At 44.6% G+C, this 16,208-nt stretch carries 14 protein-coding genes; 4 read left to right on the top strand and 10 right to left on the bottom strand.

All coding sequences use genetic code 11. From position 1 onward, the window contains the following. The 9 genes from HN980_05545 to HN980_05505 form a co-directional block, all read right to left on the bottom strand. Window positions 1-767: hypothetical protein (locus tag HN980_05545; GenBank protein ID MBT6928937.1), on the bottom strand; the 767-nt coding region annotated here is incomplete at its 3' end. 421 nt (window positions 768-1,188) lie between these two features. Further along, window positions 1,189-2,289 (bottom strand): aspartate-semialdehyde dehydrogenase, encoded by a 1,101-nt coding sequence (gene asd / locus HN980_05540; protein MBT6928936.1) that lies wholly within the window; start codon window positions 2,287-2,289, stop codon window positions 1,189-1,191. Window positions 2,290-2,291: 2 nt separating this feature from the next. After that, window positions 2,292-2,723 carry a single-stranded DNA-binding protein gene (gene ssb, locus HN980_05535; GenBank protein ID MBT6928935.1) on the bottom strand — a complete coding sequence of 144 codons (432 nt, stop codon included), beginning with the start codon at window positions 2,721-2,723 and terminating at the stop codon, window positions 2,292-2,294. Between the two features lie 130 nt (window positions 2,724-2,853). Further along, a complete protein-coding gene (locus tag HN980_05530; GenBank protein ID MBT6928934.1) occupies window positions 2,854-3,390 on the bottom strand; it encodes a CesT family type III secretion system chaperone in 537 nt (178 codons plus the stop codon). Window positions 3,391-3,617: 227 nt separating this feature from the next. Next, on the bottom strand, window positions 3,618-4,658 hold the full coding sequence (gene queA, locus HN980_05525) for a tRNA preQ1(34) S-adenosylmethionine ribosyltransferase-isomerase QueA (protein ID MBT6928933.1): 1,041 nt from the start codon (window positions 4,656-4,658) through the stop codon (window positions 3,618-3,620). Window positions 4,659-4,762: 104 nt separating this feature from the next. Beyond that, entirely contained in the window at window positions 4,763-5,953 is a 1,191-nt protein-coding gene (locus HN980_05520; GenBank protein ID MBT6928932.1) for a hypothetical protein, read from the bottom strand. A gap of 471 nt (window positions 5,954-6,424) precedes the next feature. Next, on the bottom strand, window positions 6,425-7,429 hold the full coding sequence (gene ruvB, locus HN980_05515; protein ID MBT6928931.1) for a Holliday junction branch migration DNA helicase RuvB: 1,005 nt from the start codon (window positions 7,427-7,429) through the stop codon (window positions 6,425-6,427). Window positions 7,430-7,441: 12 nt separating this feature from the next. Continuing rightward, a complete protein-coding gene (locus tag HN980_05510; protein MBT6928930.1) occupies window positions 7,442-8,806 on the bottom strand; it encodes a sodium-dependent transporter in 1,365 nt (454 codons plus the stop codon). 186 nt (window positions 8,807-8,992) lie between these two features. Next, the gene (locus HN980_05505; protein MBT6928929.1) at window positions 8,993-9,451 is read right to left on the bottom strand and encodes a hypothetical protein; all 459 of its coding nucleotides are present in this window, start codon (window positions 9,449-9,451) and stop codon (window positions 8,993-8,995) included. A gap of 85 nt (window positions 9,452-9,536) precedes the next feature. Between HN980_05505 and HN980_05500 the strand changes: the two genes are divergently transcribed. The 4 genes from HN980_05500 (at window position 9,537) to HN980_05485 (ending at window position 14,482) form a co-directional block, all read left to right on the top strand. Beyond that, window positions 9,537-11,690, top strand: a complete 2,154-nt coding sequence (locus HN980_05500; GenBank protein ID MBT6928928.1) for an ATP-dependent RecD-like DNA helicase — start codon at window positions 9,537-9,539, stop codon at window positions 11,688-11,690. A gap of 317 nt (window positions 11,691-12,007) precedes the next feature. Beyond that, the gene (locus HN980_05495) at window positions 12,008-13,099 is read left to right on the top strand and encodes a Fic family protein (protein MBT6928927.1); all 1,092 of its coding nucleotides are present in this window, start codon (window positions 12,008-12,010) and stop codon (window positions 13,097-13,099) included. A 169-nt stretch (window positions 13,100-13,268) separates the two neighbouring features. Beyond that, complete coding sequence (locus HN980_05490; GenBank protein ID MBT6928926.1) at window positions 13,269-13,622, top strand: hypothetical protein; 354 nt, start codon at window positions 13,269-13,271, stop codon at window positions 13,620-13,622. Window positions 13,623-13,702: 80 nt separating this feature from the next. Next, complete coding sequence (locus HN980_05485) at window positions 13,703-14,482, top strand: alpha/beta hydrolase (GenBank protein ID MBT6928925.1); 780 nt, start codon at window positions 13,703-13,705, stop codon at window positions 14,480-14,482. Window positions 14,483-14,521: 39 nt separating this feature from the next. On the opposite strand, the gene HN980_05480 is transcribed toward HN980_05485, so the two are convergent. Then, window positions 14,522-16,198: a methionine--tRNA ligase gene (locus tag HN980_05480; GenBank protein MBT6928924.1), complete on the bottom strand. Its 1,677-nt coding sequence runs from the start codon at window positions 16,196-16,198 to the stop codon at window positions 14,522-14,524. Window positions 16,199-16,208 lie beyond the last annotated feature (10 nt).

Here is a 16,208-nt window from a genome sequence, read left to right as displayed (position 1 = left end):
TCTCTTGTTTTGACAACACCATCGACGATTGTCGTTGGTATTCTTTCTTTACGTGAAGATAGCAGTTCTTTCCATTCGTAGAATGGCGTTACTATTTCTTTCCATTCTTTTCCCACGCGGACATATACTAGGCAGCATACAATATTAAATTCCAGGTGCAGCATATGCTCTTCGAATTGTTCTAGTGACAGTGAATATCGCTCGCGCAGCTCTGAAGAGAAAACTCTTTTATCTGGAGAAGAGAAAACGTCTTCGACGATGCCGGAGACGGTGGGGTCGGTAAAATTTAGCTCTCCAAGATATCGCTGGTATATGCTCGGAGTAAGGAGATAACGCTCTATCAAAGATTTAAAGATATTGTCTGACGTCCGTGGTATGGAATACCATACCGGCAAAACATGGATAGGGACTTTACTGTGAAGGTCTTGTAAGAACTCCATATCTGGTCTGAAGTCATCGTCGAATTTCTCTATCTGAAATTCGTAGTATTTGCGAAGTTCTTTATTTACAACGATCTTATCGTCTTTGACGACGAAGAGTCCTGTTGTTTTAAGGTCTTCGATGATTGGCATGATAGTATCAACGGAGACATCAAGCGCATCGGTAAGATCGCTGATTTTCATCGTTATAGAGCCGTTGATAATTTCTTCTAGGACTTCAACTTCAAAGACGGAGAAATGCGACATAAGAAGTCTATTCTCGATATCTCTTTGATAGTTGTAGTCGTCGAGGTTTATTTTATTTTTTTTTGTGATACTAGAGAGCATATAATCCTTTTATAAATAATATTTTACATTTGCCGAATTACGTAGGGATATTACCGTATCGGTTATACCTAGTTATAACGCACATGCTCTTTTCTTACAAGGACTAAGAAACTTATGCTAATTCTTATGCTTTACTATACGTTTGCGTCTCCATCCTTCGGCAGTCTGTCGTTTTTTATCCTGCATAAGCCCTGTTTTTTTACTTTTATTAGTCTTCTTAGAAATTAATGTTTTTTGCTTACTATTCATATTACTTCACATTGTTGGTTGTTACCATATAGAAGTAGTATCGGAAGAATAGTTTGTAAACTTAACGAGAATTTTCTAAGAATTCTGTATTATCTTTACGTTAAGGCTTTTGCGCAGAAAACTTCTTTGTCTTCGGCGAAGATTTTAGGCATGGTTCATTTTTATTCTAGGGTCAGGCTTGCGTCTTTGCATTTTCCTTCGGAGAAACGCAAAGATGCAAGCCAGACCCGTCGAATTTTGAACCGTGCCAGATTTTATTGACAATGGCTTCAGCGCTGAGGATAGCTCCTCCTGCTGCTCCTCTGACGGTATTATGTGAGAGCACGACGAACGAGTAGTCGAAAGTCTGTGATGTTTTAAGTCGTCCTATTGTCACTGCCATACCGTTTTCCATTGTGCGGTGTATTTTGGGCTGTGGGTGGTCTTTTTCATGAAGATATACGACGGGTTTTGCTGGCGCTGTTGGTGTATTAAGATGCTGTGGGAAGCGTTCCCACGCTTCTATGATGGCTTCTATTGTTGTTTTTTCTTTGAGTTTCACCGAGACGCATGCGAGGTGTCCGTCGCTGACATTTACGCGGTTGCATTGTGCATTTATAATGATATCACTTGGGATGATTATCCCCTCGTGATATGTTCCTAGGATTTTTTTTGGCTCTTCTTGTATCTTTTCTTCTTCGCCGTCGATATGCGGTATGATATTATCGTCGATATCGAGGTCGTCGCCGGCGGCTCCTGCTCCTGATGTCGCCTGCATGGTAACGACATCGACGGACTCGACGCCGAAGGCATCATCTAGAGGTTTGAGCGCCATCGTTAGTCCTATCGTCGCACAATTGGGGTTTGTTATTATCATCCCGCTGTAATGCTGCCGTTCTACGATGTCGAGATGACAGGCGTTGACTTCTGGGATGAGCAATGGAACGTCGCTGTCGGTTCTATGATTTTTGGCGTTGGAGATAACGATATGCCCTGCATGAGCAAACTGTTCTTCGATATCGCCAGCGATAGTGGCGTCTAATGCCGAGAACACTATCGAGCAAGGCATCTCCGGCGAGCATGGTCTGATAATAGTCTCTGCGATGGAAGGTGGTATTGGTGTAGGCATCTTCCAGGTGACGGCATCGCGGTATTGTTTTCCGCATGATTTCCCCGATGCTGCCATAGCGACGACGTCGAACCACGGATGGTTTTCGAGAAGCTGCAAGAGCTTCTGTCCTACCATCCCTGTTGCTCCGAGGACCCCCACCGGTATCTTTTTATCATTGAGCATTATTAGAACGGAAGGTTATCGTCAGTAGCTGCTGGTGCAGCGGCCTGCTCATCATTACCTTTTGTTTCTTCTACTGAAGCGTCTTTAGAAGCGGTATCGGCATTTTCGTCACTTTTATCACTACGTCCGAATGGGCTGAACGATATCATTTCTGCTGTCATATCGAGAGAAGGTTTCCAGTCGCCGTTACGATCTTGATAGACGTCGGGTTTTTGCATAGTACCTGTAACGATAATAGCGCTACCTTTTTTAAGATATGACACTAGTTTATCGAAGCGATCTCCCCATATTGTCACTCTCCACCACATAGTATCTTCGTTACCGCCTTTACGGACGTTGCATGCTACGCGCAATGTTGTGACTTTCTGTCCTGAAGATGTAAAGCGTGATTCTGGATCGGCACCAAGACGCCCTGCTATTTGTAGTATATTCATAATATGAAACCCTTTTTTTTATGGTTAGAGAACTATTGTTACTTAAGCTTTATACACAAAAGAGACAAAAAAAGAGAAGCCTTTCTTTAGGAAGGCTTCTCTTTTTTATAATTCTGAGGTTTTCGGCTTCTTAGATTTTGATACCTGGGTGTCCTCCGCCAAGGCCTCCTGCAGAAGGCTTGCCACCGCCTGGTGCTGCTCCGCCTGCTACAGCGCCTGGTGCTGTTATTCCAACTTCTTCGGGCTCGCGACCTTCGGAGATATCGAGTGCGACTTTGCGCCATTTTTCTATTGTCTCGACGTATAATGGTGCGAATGCTCTAAGCGCCGAAGCTATGGCATGTGCCATGTCTAGGGTGCAATGCATAAGGACAAGTTCTTCGTTGACAGCAACGCCGATTCCGCCACCAGCCATTTGCCCACCGAGCATTGAGCCTTCGAGGAGCTTTTCATAAAGCTTAAGTTTTATTTTCGTATCGGCGGGAAGACCGTCGATGATAGGAGAATATAGGTACATTCTATCGGAGTTTGGCTCGAAAGTTATATGCATCGAGAAGTCATCGTCGATGCCGAGAATACAGGTGTTGTTTTCGTCGAATTCTAGGCCTTCGAGGCCGAGCTCTTTACCGAATTCTTTTAGGTTCTCTTGTGCGTTTTCAAATGACATGGTTTTCTCCTTACTTATTGTCTTTATTTTTTGCGGGCTTTTTCTTCCCTAAAACAAGCCCTTATTATTACAAATCTTCTTCATTGTGCATAATGCCAACATTATTGCAAACCCTTTTATCTATAGAGAGAAAGGATAAGTTCTGGCATTCACATATAATTCATATAATTCATATAATTCCGTTATATACAAACAATATGTTTATTTCCAAAGAGAAATTAACCTTTTTACAAAATAAGCATAGCATCGCCGTAGGAATAGAAGCGGAATTTGTCGTGTATCGCCTTGTTATATGCTTCTTTTATTAGGTCGTGTCCTGCGAACGCTGAGACGAGCATCAGCAAGCTTGATCCTGGAAGGTGGAAATTTGTAAGCATCCCTGTGACATAACGAAATTGATATCCTGGGTATATGAAGATATTGGTATCGCCATCACCAGCGACGACATTCCCCTCTTCGTCGGCGGCAGCTTCTAACGTCCTGCAGCATGTTGTTCCTACGCATATCGTCTTAGCATCAGAATTATGTGTATTGAGAAACGATGCTGTGTTTGTGGTGATATGATATCGCTCGGAGTGCATATCGTGGGAACGGATGTCATCGACGATGACAGGGCGGAAGGTTCCCATGCCTACGTGTAGCGTCACCATAGCTTTTTTAATTCCTTTGTCGTCGAGGGCGCCGAACATCTCCTCAGAAAAGTGCAGTCCTGCTGTCGGTGCTGCAACAGCGCCGGGGTTTTCGGCATATATCGTCTGATAATCTCCAACGTCGTGGGGGTCTTTTCCATCGCGGCTGATATAGTGTGGCAGCGGCATATGTCCTATTTTGGCGACGATATCTTCGAAATCTTCTTCTTTGCATGAGAACCTTACGAGTTTCATTCCGTCGTCGATATTTTCTATTATCTCACAAGACAATCCTTCCTGGAACGTAACTATTGCTCCTGGGCGTAGTTTTTTTCCTGGTTTAGCGAGGACTTCCCATGTAGTACCTTTGCGATTTTTCACTAAGAAGATCTCGGCATTGCCACCGCTTGTGCGTTTTCCGAGGAGTCGTGCTGGCACGACTTTTGTATCGTTGAAGACTAGTCTATCGCCGGTATCGAGGAAGTTTGTAAGCTCGTGGAAAGGCATCTCCCATAGCTTTCCTGTATTGCGTTCTACTACCATGAGCCTACAGGCGTCACGTGGCGAGCAAGGGTGTTGTGCTATGAGTTCTTGGGGAAGGTCGTAATGATACGACTTCAATGAATATGGATCTTCCATGTTATCTCCGTAATTATTATGGAGCTATTATAGAAGATGTTACGATAAAAAAAAAGCCCCGAAGTTTTTACTTCGAGGCTTTTAGCATTATGCTGCTTCGTGTATTATGCCGCTTCGTGTATTGTAGCGTCGGAGAAGAACATCGACAATATCTGCGATGCATTCATTCCTTTTTCTGCAAGGACTTCTGCGGTATATAGGCATATCCCCACCCCTGCTCCTTCGCCATATCCTGTGAAGGTTATAGTTCCTTCTGTCGATGATACGGTAAAGTCGCTGCTAAGGATGTTATTTTTGCCTAGGATATCCTGAAGTTCGAAGAATGTTACGTCACGGATTCCCCTTTCGTCTTGTAGTCGTACGCTATAGATTTTGCTAGAGAAGGCGTCGCTATAAACTTCTAGAAGGGCTTTTTCTGCGACGTCGGCCTTTTCGGCAAACTCACGTTTCGAGACGGAATACGTCCATATTGTTTCTTCTCTGTTAGCGGCGGCGATAGGGACCTCTACACCATCGAGTGGTGCTCCCATATCACGGCGATACATCACATGGAATGGTATCGTCTTACCAGCGCTATGTTTCGTCCAGCGTGCTGCAAAATAGTTGTCGGCATTTTCATTGTTGTAGCGCTTCATGACGAAGTTCTTTGTCTTATTGACGATATCATCGACGCCGTTATCTTGTCGTGTTACGCCATATCCGTAGTATCCTACGTCGCTTGCTGTGACATGCCAGAAAGCGTCACGTCCGTGAGCGGCGTGGTAACATGCTTCTGTTCGTGCTGCTATAACTATAGCTGCCATGACTTCTTCTTTAGTATCTTCTTCGAAAGAATTGGCTAGTGTTGATTTGAGATAGTCTTCGACAGGAACTTCATTGATAACGCTAAGCTTATCACCTATCTGGTAGATTTCTACAATGCCTTTATATTGTATGCCATCGACGTATATCTGTGTTTCTTGGTCATCGGGGATAAGTTTCAGCTGGTATATTCCTGGGAATTCCTCTCCCCATTTAATGCCGCGTGTCAGTGGCTGAACATACTGCTGTTTCCCGAAGAAGCGTGTGCTTATACGGTGGCCGTTTTTAGGGTTATAGATATTATAACCGCCTTTAATTTCAACGAAAGAGCCCTGGGACCTGTCGGCGATAAGGACTTTGACTGTAGGTTCTTCGATATTCTTATCGATGTCCCATAGATTCTTTACGTTCTTTATTGTGTCCCATACGCCTGCCTGCATCGCTGTCGATGATGTTAGCAAAGCCATTACCATGATAAGGGTTCTTAAGATCACGATTTTTTCCTCCTAAAGCTGCTGAATATATACAATAATTTTAAACCTGATTTGACCCATATCTTTCCTTTAGCGCCATAGAGTTAGGTAAGATGGCTCAGTGCACGACAAGCTAATAGTTGTAACTATTAGCGAGGAGTAAAATGAGCCAGATTGCCTGACACTATGAATGCTATAGGAAACATAACCTTTTTTTTAAAAAAAGCTCAGACAGAAAATAACTACGTAAAGATAAATATTTTAAGCCTTTGCTATTTCTTGTTATTTTTATTTATTCGTTTGTCCTTATCTTGCTTTGCCATATTTCTTTTTGCAGCAACACATCTACTTTGCTTCTATCCTCGCAAATGTTTTAACATTCGCTCGTCTTTCATCTTCGTATCTGTACCACTGCAAAAAACCTATGACAAAGGATAGGGAGTCAATCAGGTTTATATAACTTCTATCTTTTTACCCTATTACCTTATAACTTCACAATAGAAAATCGTGCTTCTTGCCTAAATGTTCATATGCTAGCGTCGTCACCTCACGTCCCCGCGACGTTCTTCGTAGGAAACCTTTCATTATTAGGTATGGCTCATACATCTCTTCGATAGTAACTTTTTCCTCGCCGATAGCTGTTGCTATCGTCCCCAAGCCCACAGGACCGCCATTGTGATGGTCGATGATGATCTCCAGGATTTTCTTGTCCATCTCCCCAAAGCCTTCTTCGTCAATGGCTATCATTTCAAGGGCTTTTTTTACGACGTCTTCGGTGATGATGTTGTCAGCTTTCATCTGTGCGTAGTCTCTAACCCACCGAAGTAGGTTGTTTGCGATGCGTGGCGTCCCCCGCGACCGTGCTGCTATCTCCCATGCCGAAATATCGTCGATGGTGACGCCTAAGAGCTTCGCCGACCGCAGTAATATTGTTTTAAGGACGTCTGGGCTATAGAAGTCGAGTCTGAACGTCATAGGAAACCGCGACCTTAGAGGCCCTGACAACGCTCCTGCCCGCGTTGTAGCGCCGACTAGGGTGAACTGTTCGAGTTTAAGCTGTACGCTACGCGCTGCGGGACCGCTATCGATGACAAGGTCTAGACAGTAATCTTCCATAGCGGAATACAGATATTCTTCGATTACCCTGTTGAGACGATGTATCTCGTCGATGAAGAGGATATCGCCTTTTTTTAGGTTTGTAAGCATTCCGGCGAGGTCTCCGGCCTTCTCGAGGACGGGCCCCGATGTTACGATGATATCACAATCTATAGCGTTTGCGAGGATGTTCGCCAGCGTAGTTTTTCCTAGCCCTGGAGGGCCACTAAAAAGACAATGGCTGATGGCTTCGCCACGCTGGCGCGCAGCGCCGATGACGACATCGAGACGTTCACGGATGGCGTCTTGTCCAGCGAACTCTTTTAGCGTGCTGGGGCGTAAGGGCACCTCGAAATTTGCATCTTCTTTACACAGCGAAGACTCTATAACGTTTTCGGGCATAAAGGCTCTCTCCTATCCAAATATCCTATTCAAAAACACAACTATTATTAATACAGGTGCGACGTATTTTATGCAAAGCCACAAATACCTTCTGAACCATATATTTTTGTCGAAGAAACCCGAAGAACCTTCACGGAGATTCCTAAGAGCTTTACGCTGACGCCATACCCATCCAACAAGGATTACAGCGAAGAAGCCTCCTGCTGGGATAAGGGCTCCCTCAGTGATAAACATGACGGCATCCATGATATTTACGCCCGACAGCGTGACGCCTTTCAGTATGCTATACGACAACGCACAAGGTATCCCCAAGAGGAAGCCTCCTACGGTACATGCTGCTACGGCAGAGTGTCGTCGCCACTGTCTTTCATCGACGAGATACGCTATGACGGGTTCCATCGCAGAAATTTCCGACGTAACCGCCGCCAGAGTAACGAAGAGGAAGAACACCACCGCGAGGAGATAGCCTCCTGGCAGCTGTCCGAAGACTATTGGTAGCGTCTGGAAGATAAGGCCAAGACCTTGTGACGGTTCCATTCCTACTGAGAACACCGTCGTGAAGACAACAATAGCGGCACATAATGATATTGCAGTATCGCCAAGAGCAACAGGGATGGCAACAGAAGGGATACTATCTTTCTTGGTGAGGTAGCTACCATATGTCACCATCGTCCCCTGCCCGAGACTCAGCGTGAAGAACGCCTGCCCGAGAGCGAGCAATATAGCCGTTGGTGTTAGCAGGCTCCAGTCTGGAGAGAAAAGATACCTCAGCCCCTTCCCTGCGCCGGGAAGCATAAGCCCGCGCACCACAAGAAACAGAAGGATTACAATAAGTATAGGCATCATAAATTTGCTACCTCGCTCTATGCCATGTCGTACGCCACCATATAATACTGCACCACATATCACGATGAAGATAAAGTGGAACGCCAAAGCCCATAACGGTTTGCTCATCAGCGTGTTATAGAAAAACGATGTCTCTTCGATAGTCGTCATAATATGAAGACGCCCGGCGATTGCCTCGACAAAATATCCCAAGACCCATCCTGCCAAAACGCTATAGAATGCTGTAACGATAAGACCGGTGACAACAGTAAGGAGTCCTGCCCGCGACCATAGTTTCGTCTTGCCGACTTCTTTGAAGGCTCCCGCTGGGTTTCTATGAGTCTTTCTTCCGAGTGTTATCTCAGAAATAAACACTGGGAACCCTATAAGTAGCAGAGATATAAGATATACCGCAATAAAAGCAGCACCGCCATTAGCGCCAACAAGACATGGGAATATGCAAATATTAGCAATGCCAACGGCAGACCCCATCGCCGCAAAAATAAAACCAGCGCTTGACTTCCACGTTTCTCTCTTAGCCTTCATAAACAATCCCTCATTTTTTTGGGTTTTATGAAAATATACCGATAAGGAAATTAAATATCTACTGTAAGTTCAGAGTTCGGGAGTTCGGGAGTTCGGGGTTCGGGGTTCGGGGTTCGGAGAAGGAATCCGAGGCTCTGCTCTGAACTATGAACTCATAACTCAGAACTATGCGGCATAGCCGCATTTCACTGGTCACTGTATTGTTATAGTGCCCTGTTGCGCGTCATCGTCTGTGGTATTATATGATATTGTGTAGTCGCCGGTTTTTGTTGGCACGAAGAAGAGGTCGATACATCTGCCGGGGTATATCTGGAAAGTGTTGAATTCTGCGACGTTGATTTCTCCGTCGATGGTCTCTATCTTCCACGGCATTATCGCTGCGAAGAAATCGCTGCCAACGATATTGTGAGCTTTTAGGCTATGGTTTTCAAGTTCTAGCTTATAAGGCATCCCCTTTCGTAATATTACTCCTGAAAGCCCTTCGGTATATTCGTTGAAAGATATCGTCACCGTCTCCATCGTCGACCAGTCGACATCACGCGATACATCTTCGATATGCTCTACTATAATATTTTGATCCGTCTTTTTCGAGCAGCTTTGGCATAAGAAAAGCATCGCTATTGCAGCGACAGCACACGTTATCATCTTCATAGTAGGAAATTCCTCGCTTTTTGTTTGTATACGGTATAGAATCGTCGATATTATTATCAACGATTTTCCTGGACAAAAGAACTTTATGGAACAGCTATACGGATATATTGAGAAGATAGTATACAGCAACTACGAAAATGGTTTCACTGTAGCGCGCCTAAAAGAGCCACGGAAATACGACCTTACATGTATAGTCGGTACCATGCCGGGAATACAGCCCGGCGAGACGGTGTCGTGTTCAGGGAATTGGAAGGTCGATCCCGTCCATGGCGGACAATTTCAGGTAAAAGAATACCACACCGCCGCGCCTTCTACCGTCGTAGGCATAGAGAAATACCTCGCCTCAGGGCTTATCAGGGGCATCGGCCCAGTATATGCCAAGAAGATAGTAAAAGCCTTCGGCGCCGACGCCCTAGACATAATAGAAGACTCGCCAGAGAGGCTTCTCGGCGTTCCCGGAATAGGACCAAAGCGCGTCGATACTATACGTGAACATTGGAACGAGCAGAAAGCCGTCAGGGACGTCATGGTTTTTCTGCAGTCGTACGGCGTCAGCCCGATATATGCACAGAAGATATATAGGAAATACGGCGAAGACTGCATAGAAAAAGTCAACACCAACCCATACCTCCTCGCAAGAGACATCAGAGGAATAGGATTCCAGACGGCAGACACCATAGCGAAAAATATGGACATCCCACACGACTCCGCACATAGGATAGAAGCCGGCATAGAGCATGTCCTCAGCGAACTTTCAAGCAACGGCCATGTATGCTATCCCGTCGATGATTTCGTCGTCAGGGCAGCAGAAATCCTAGGCGTCGACGAGCAAGCGATACGTTTCCAGATAGGCCTTCTAGAGAAAGAGCAGCGTATCGTCACAGGGCATATGCCCTACGGCGGCGATAATATCGCATTCATATGGCTTAAAGGGCTACACGTCGCCGAAAGCGGGGTATCGAACCATGTAACAAGGATACGCTACGCCCCGACGATGCTGCGTAACATCGATATAACAAAAGCTGTAGAATGGGTCGAAGGCGAGCTTTCGTTCGACCTCGCAAGCCACCAAAAAGATGCCGTAGCACAAGCTATGACGTCGAAAGTACAGATAATAACAGGAGGTCCGGGTACAGGGAAAAGCACGATAACAAAAGCTATCTTGATGATATACCAGAAGCTCACCGACGATATCCTCCTAGCAGCACCGACAGGACGCGCAGCGAAAAGACTCGAAGAGATAACAGGAGCAAAAGCATCAACGATACATAGCCTGCTGGAATATGATTTCTCGATAATGGGTTTCAAAAAAAATCATAGCAACCCCCTAAACTGCGACCTTCTAATCGTCGACGAAGCAAGTATGATCGACACAACACTGATGTACCACCTGCTAAAATCCGTCCCCGATAGGGCACGCGTAATCTTCGTAGGAGATATCAACCAGCTTCCAAGCATAGGACCCGGAAATGTCCTGAAAGATATGATCCTCTCAATGAAAATCCCCACAACGACACTGACAGAAATATTCCGGCAAGCAGCAGGGTCGCATATCGTAACAAATGCACACAGAATAAATATGGGCGTCCTGCCAGAACTCAACACCTCACACGACAGCGACTTCTTCTTCATAGAAAAATTCCGCCCTGAAGATGTTCTTAGCACCATCGTGGGCCTCATAACAAAAAGACTGCCGAAACGCTACGGGCTGTCTCCGCTAAACGACATACAAGTGTTAACGCCCATGAAACGCGGCATCATCGGCACCGAAAACCTAAATATCGCACTGCAGAAAATTATGAACCCACGCGGACACGGAATAAGCCGCGGAGGGAAAGACTTCCTCGTCGGAGATAAAATCATGCAGATCCGTAACAACTACAACAAAGAGGTCTTCAACGGTGATATCGGACAAATAAAAGATGTCGACACCGCAGAACAACACGTTATAGTAGAATTCGACGGAAAAGATATAGAATATACCTTCGCAGAACTCGATGAACTACTCCACGCTTACGCCGTCTCCGTACATAAATACCAAGGCAGCGAATGCCCCTGCATAATAATGCCAGTACATACAACACACTACAAAATGCTCTGCAGAAACCTCCTATACACAGGAGTAACACGCGGAAAAAAACTCGTCGTCCTTGTCGGCACAACAAAAGCACTCTCCACCGCCGTAAGAAACGATGACGTAAAACAACGCCACACAGGACTCCTCCATGCCCTCTCGTAATTAATGGCGGAGCTCCGCGCCCCGCCACCCGCGGCAAGGGAACAAGTCCCCTTGCATCCCCGCGACAAAGCAAAAGAGCACAGGCGCAACGCCTGCACCCTTTTGCTTTGTCTTCGCCGTCATCACCATCGCTAAGCGATGGCGATGAGAATTATTGCACTATATTATCATCTCAAATGTTCGGCTAAATACTGGAATTTATGTCAATTTGGCTGTTTTTAGAAAGAAATTGAGGTTATCGGCATATTTTGCTTGATTTATCGGCAAATTATCGGTATAATAAGATATATAGATAAAGCCGCCATGGAGCGTATAATATGCCGACAAATTTCAAGCCCACCTATACCATCACAACAACAATCGCAAAGCATTTAATGCGTATTGAAGCATGCAAAGAAAAAGCAGTCTTTTTGCCGCTAACGCCCACGGTGTTATCATCGCTACGCGAAACAACCAAACTATTAACTACTCATTATTCTACTATGATTGAAGGTAATCGCCTACAGCCTAATGAAGTTAAAAATGTTATAGAACATAAAGGTCATTTTCCTGGTCGTGAGCGTGACGAACGTGAAGTTAAAGGATATTATGCAGCACTTGCTCAATTGGAACAGTATGTTGCACAAAATCATCCTGTAACAGAAAAAGTTATACAGACATTGCACTCTCTTGCTATGAGTAATGGACGCTCAAAGGTAAAACCGACACCTTATCGCGAAGGCCAAAACGTTATTAAAGATAGCGGGACGGGAACAATTGTTTATATGCCTCCCGAATCCAAAGACGTGTCTGGGTTGATGCGCAACATGGTGTCTTGGATTAAAGAAAATGACGAATTGCCTATTCCAATTATTGCCGCTATAGTTCATTACCAATTTGCTACGATACATCCATATTATGATGGAAACGGGCGAACAGCTAGATTATTAACGACTTTAATCTTACATCTAGGAGGCTATGATCTAAAGGGCCTATATTCTCTAGAAGAATATTATGCTAAAAACCTTCTCTCATACTATCATGCAATAAGTATTGGCCCATCACATAATTATTATCTCGGCCGCGCAGAGTCTGATATTACCGGTTGGATTGATTATTTCTGCGGAGGCATGGCTTACGCTTTTGAAAAAGTCATCGCACAGATGACAAAGGCACAAAACAAAGGAGAAAGCGATTATTCTGATTTGATGCGAACGTTAGAGCCAAAACAGCGGAAAGCCCTGGATTTGTTTAAAGAACATGACATCATTACCAGCAGACAGATAGGCGAAATCTTTGGCTTCAAGCCAAGAACGAATTCAGCGCTGTGCAAAAAATGGACCGAATGCGGTTTTTTAAAAATTGTCGACCCTTCAAATAAAGCACGAAAATATAAGCTCGCTAACAAGTATCAGGTTCTGCTTGATTAACATCGAAACGATGGCGATGAGAAATTAATAATGGGGTCATAATGGAGTCTGGCGTAAAAGAAAAAGGCCATACCCCTTTTCCGTCCACTTTTCCTTGAATTATTAGTACAGACAAATTATAGTTTTGCAATAATTTTCATTGACCAGACATTTATTTAGGAGACATCTTTTGGAGCCCTTCAATCAAAACAATATTACACCCGTTTCTTGTGACGTCGTGGTCGTTGTTCCAGCTCTACATTCTTCTCATCACTATTCTTGTAGAAATTTGTACGATATTGAAAGAGCGCTACTTCTTATCAGCACTACAGGAAAAAGCTTCGAACAGTTTTCTGCTTTGCTCAATTACCATAGCGAAGGGTTGATCACTTTAAATTCTGTGTTTGTAGATGAAAAAGAATGCTGTTCTCGTTGTCTTAATTTTATCGCTAGTCCTTACGACGGCAACAAAAACTTTGAAAGGATTACAGCAGCACTTAAAGCTGCTCTTAAAAACCTCAATTATATCATTCGGCAACAATAACTGTCCTCAGACTCGGCCTTGAAAGTTTTTTTATTTTATAGATACTTTGCAACAAAATGAAACATAACATCTAAAAGACAATGGAAAATCCTAGAAAATACGGAAAAGCACCTTATAATGTTGTTGTTGTCCACGGCGGTCCAGGAGCGCCAGGACAGATGTCTCCTGTCGCCAAGGAACTATCTTCGGACTACGGCGTCCTAGAGCCTCTACAGACGAAAAATAGCATCAACGGCCAAGTAGAAGAGCTGAAATCGTCTTTGGACGAAAATGCAAAAAAACCCGTAACTTTAATTGGTTGGTCGTGGGGAGCTATGCTGTCATTTATTTTTACTGCCCGCCATCCCGAATATGTCAAAAAACTCATCCTTGTAGGAAGCAGCCCTTTTGAAGCGAAATACGCCGCCAACATCATGAAAACAAGGATGTCTCGTCTAGACAAAGAGAATCAAGAAAAATTAAGCTCTTTACTGTCTTCAATGAATAATCCAGAAGACGACAGCAAAGAACTGACATCCAGCGCTATTTTACGTCTGATTTCTATAACAGATTCATACCAACCAATTCCTCATGATAATACATGCCTTGAATTCCAGCCTGACATCTATAAAAAAGTTAATAAAGAAGCTAGTCTGCTAAGAAGTAGCGGAGAATTATTGCGCTACAGCGAAAAAGTCCGATGTCCCGTCGTCGCCATCCATGGCGACTATGACCCACATCCTTACGAAGGCGTCAAAACCCCGCTATCAAGAACACTACAAAATTTTAAATTCATCTTACTAAACGACTGCGGACATACTCCATGGCATGAAAAGCTATCAAAAGATGACTTCTATGCCCTCCTAAAAAACGAAATCTAACAGCAATGTCAAGGGCGCTCCGCGCACCCTTGACATTACCTAGCTTGACACTAAGTTTGAGAGCTCGGCGTCGATTTGTTCATCTTCGATTCTGTTGAAGAGGATTGAGGGTTGTGGGAGTTGTTGTTTTGGTGGTGCGGTGGTTGATATGGCGGAGTTCCAGTTTTGTTCTGCTAGGGGTGTGGTATATCCGAGGAGTTCCCAGAGCTTCTGTGCTGCTGTGGGTATTATTGGCGAGGATATTATGGCGAGGGTTTTGAGGCATTCTATACAGCATGCTATCGCTGTTTCTAGGGATTGTGTGTCGCCTTCTTTTGCGGAGACCCACGGTTTTTTTGTGTCGAAGTACACGTTACCGAGTTGTGCTAGCTCCATTATTGTTTGGCTGGCTTTTCTGATGCTGAAGGTTTCGTAGTGGTTAGCGGCTTTGTCTGCGAGGTTTTTTATTCCGGCGAGGAATTCTTCGTCTATGGTTGTGAGGGTGTGTGTTTTTGGGACGGCGGAGGAGCAATTTTTCTTTGCGAAGACGAGGGTTCTGTTTGCGAAGTTACCGTATTTTCCTAGGAGTTCAGCGTTGCAATGCATCTGAAAGGCTTTCCAGCAAAACTCCGAGTCTGAGGTCTCTGGAGCGTTAGATGCTATTGTGTAGCGTATTTGGTCTGGCGTATATTTCGTGAAGAAATCTTCGAGGTCGACATACCATCCTTCAGATTTGCTGAACTTCTTCCCTTCGAGGTTATAGAATTCGTTCGCTGGGAGTTCGTCTACGATTTTATAATCTTGATTTTGTCCCATCGTCATTGCCGGGAATATCACGGCGTGGAAAGGGATGTTATCTTTTCCTATAAATTGGACGAGTTTGGTGTCTGGGTCGCACCAATATTCTTTCCAAAGGTCGGGTTTTCCTTGTTTTTCTGCCCATTCCATTGACGACGATATATAGCCTATTGGAGCGTCGAACCATACGTACAGGACTTTCCCTTCGGCATCGTCGAGAGGCACTGGTATCCCCCATTTTGAGTCACGTGTTATCGCTCGAGGTCTTAGGTCTTCGATATAGTGCTCTACGAATTTCACTACGTTGGGTTTCCAATTTTTTGTCTCTAGCCATGTGAGGAGTTTATCTTTGAATTTATCGAGCATGAGGAACCAGTGCGTTGTCTTTTTAAGCGTCAGCGGTGTTCCTTTTATTTTAGAGCGTGGTTCTATGAGGTCTGTAGCGTCGTAAGCCATGCCGCATTTCTGGCATTCGTCGCCGCGGGCGTTATCGTATTGACATTTCGGGCATATTCCTACGACGTATCTATCGGCGAGGAATTTTTTTTCTTCTTCGGAGTATAGTTGTTCCGTCTCTTTTTTCTCGATATATCCGTTTTCTAGGAGGTCGAGGAAATATTGTTGTGAAGGTTCTTTGTGGTGTGATGTTGTTGTTCGCGAGTAGTGGTCGAAGGAAAAGTTCAGTGTCTCGAAGAATTTCTTATTGACTTCGTGGTATATATCGACGTGTTCTTGTGGTGTTCTTCCTGCGATGTCGGCGCTCATCGTTATTGCTACGCCGTATTCGTCTGATCCGCAGAAATATTTTACGTCGTTACCTTGAAGGCGTTGGAATCGGGAATATGTGTCACCGGGGAGGTATGCTCCAGCTATATGCCCGAAGTGTAGTGGACCATTGGCGTAAGGCAGCGCCGATGTTACAAGTATTTTCTTTCGCATCGGGCTTCCC

It is taken from the genome of Waddliaceae bacterium (assembly GCA_018694295.1).
Taxonomy (GTDB): domain Bacteria; phylum Chlamydiota; class Chlamydiia; order Chlamydiales; family JABHNK01; genus JABHNK01.
Note: the sequence above shows the minus strand (reverse complement) of the source record. Positions and strands in the feature narration are given on the sequence as shown.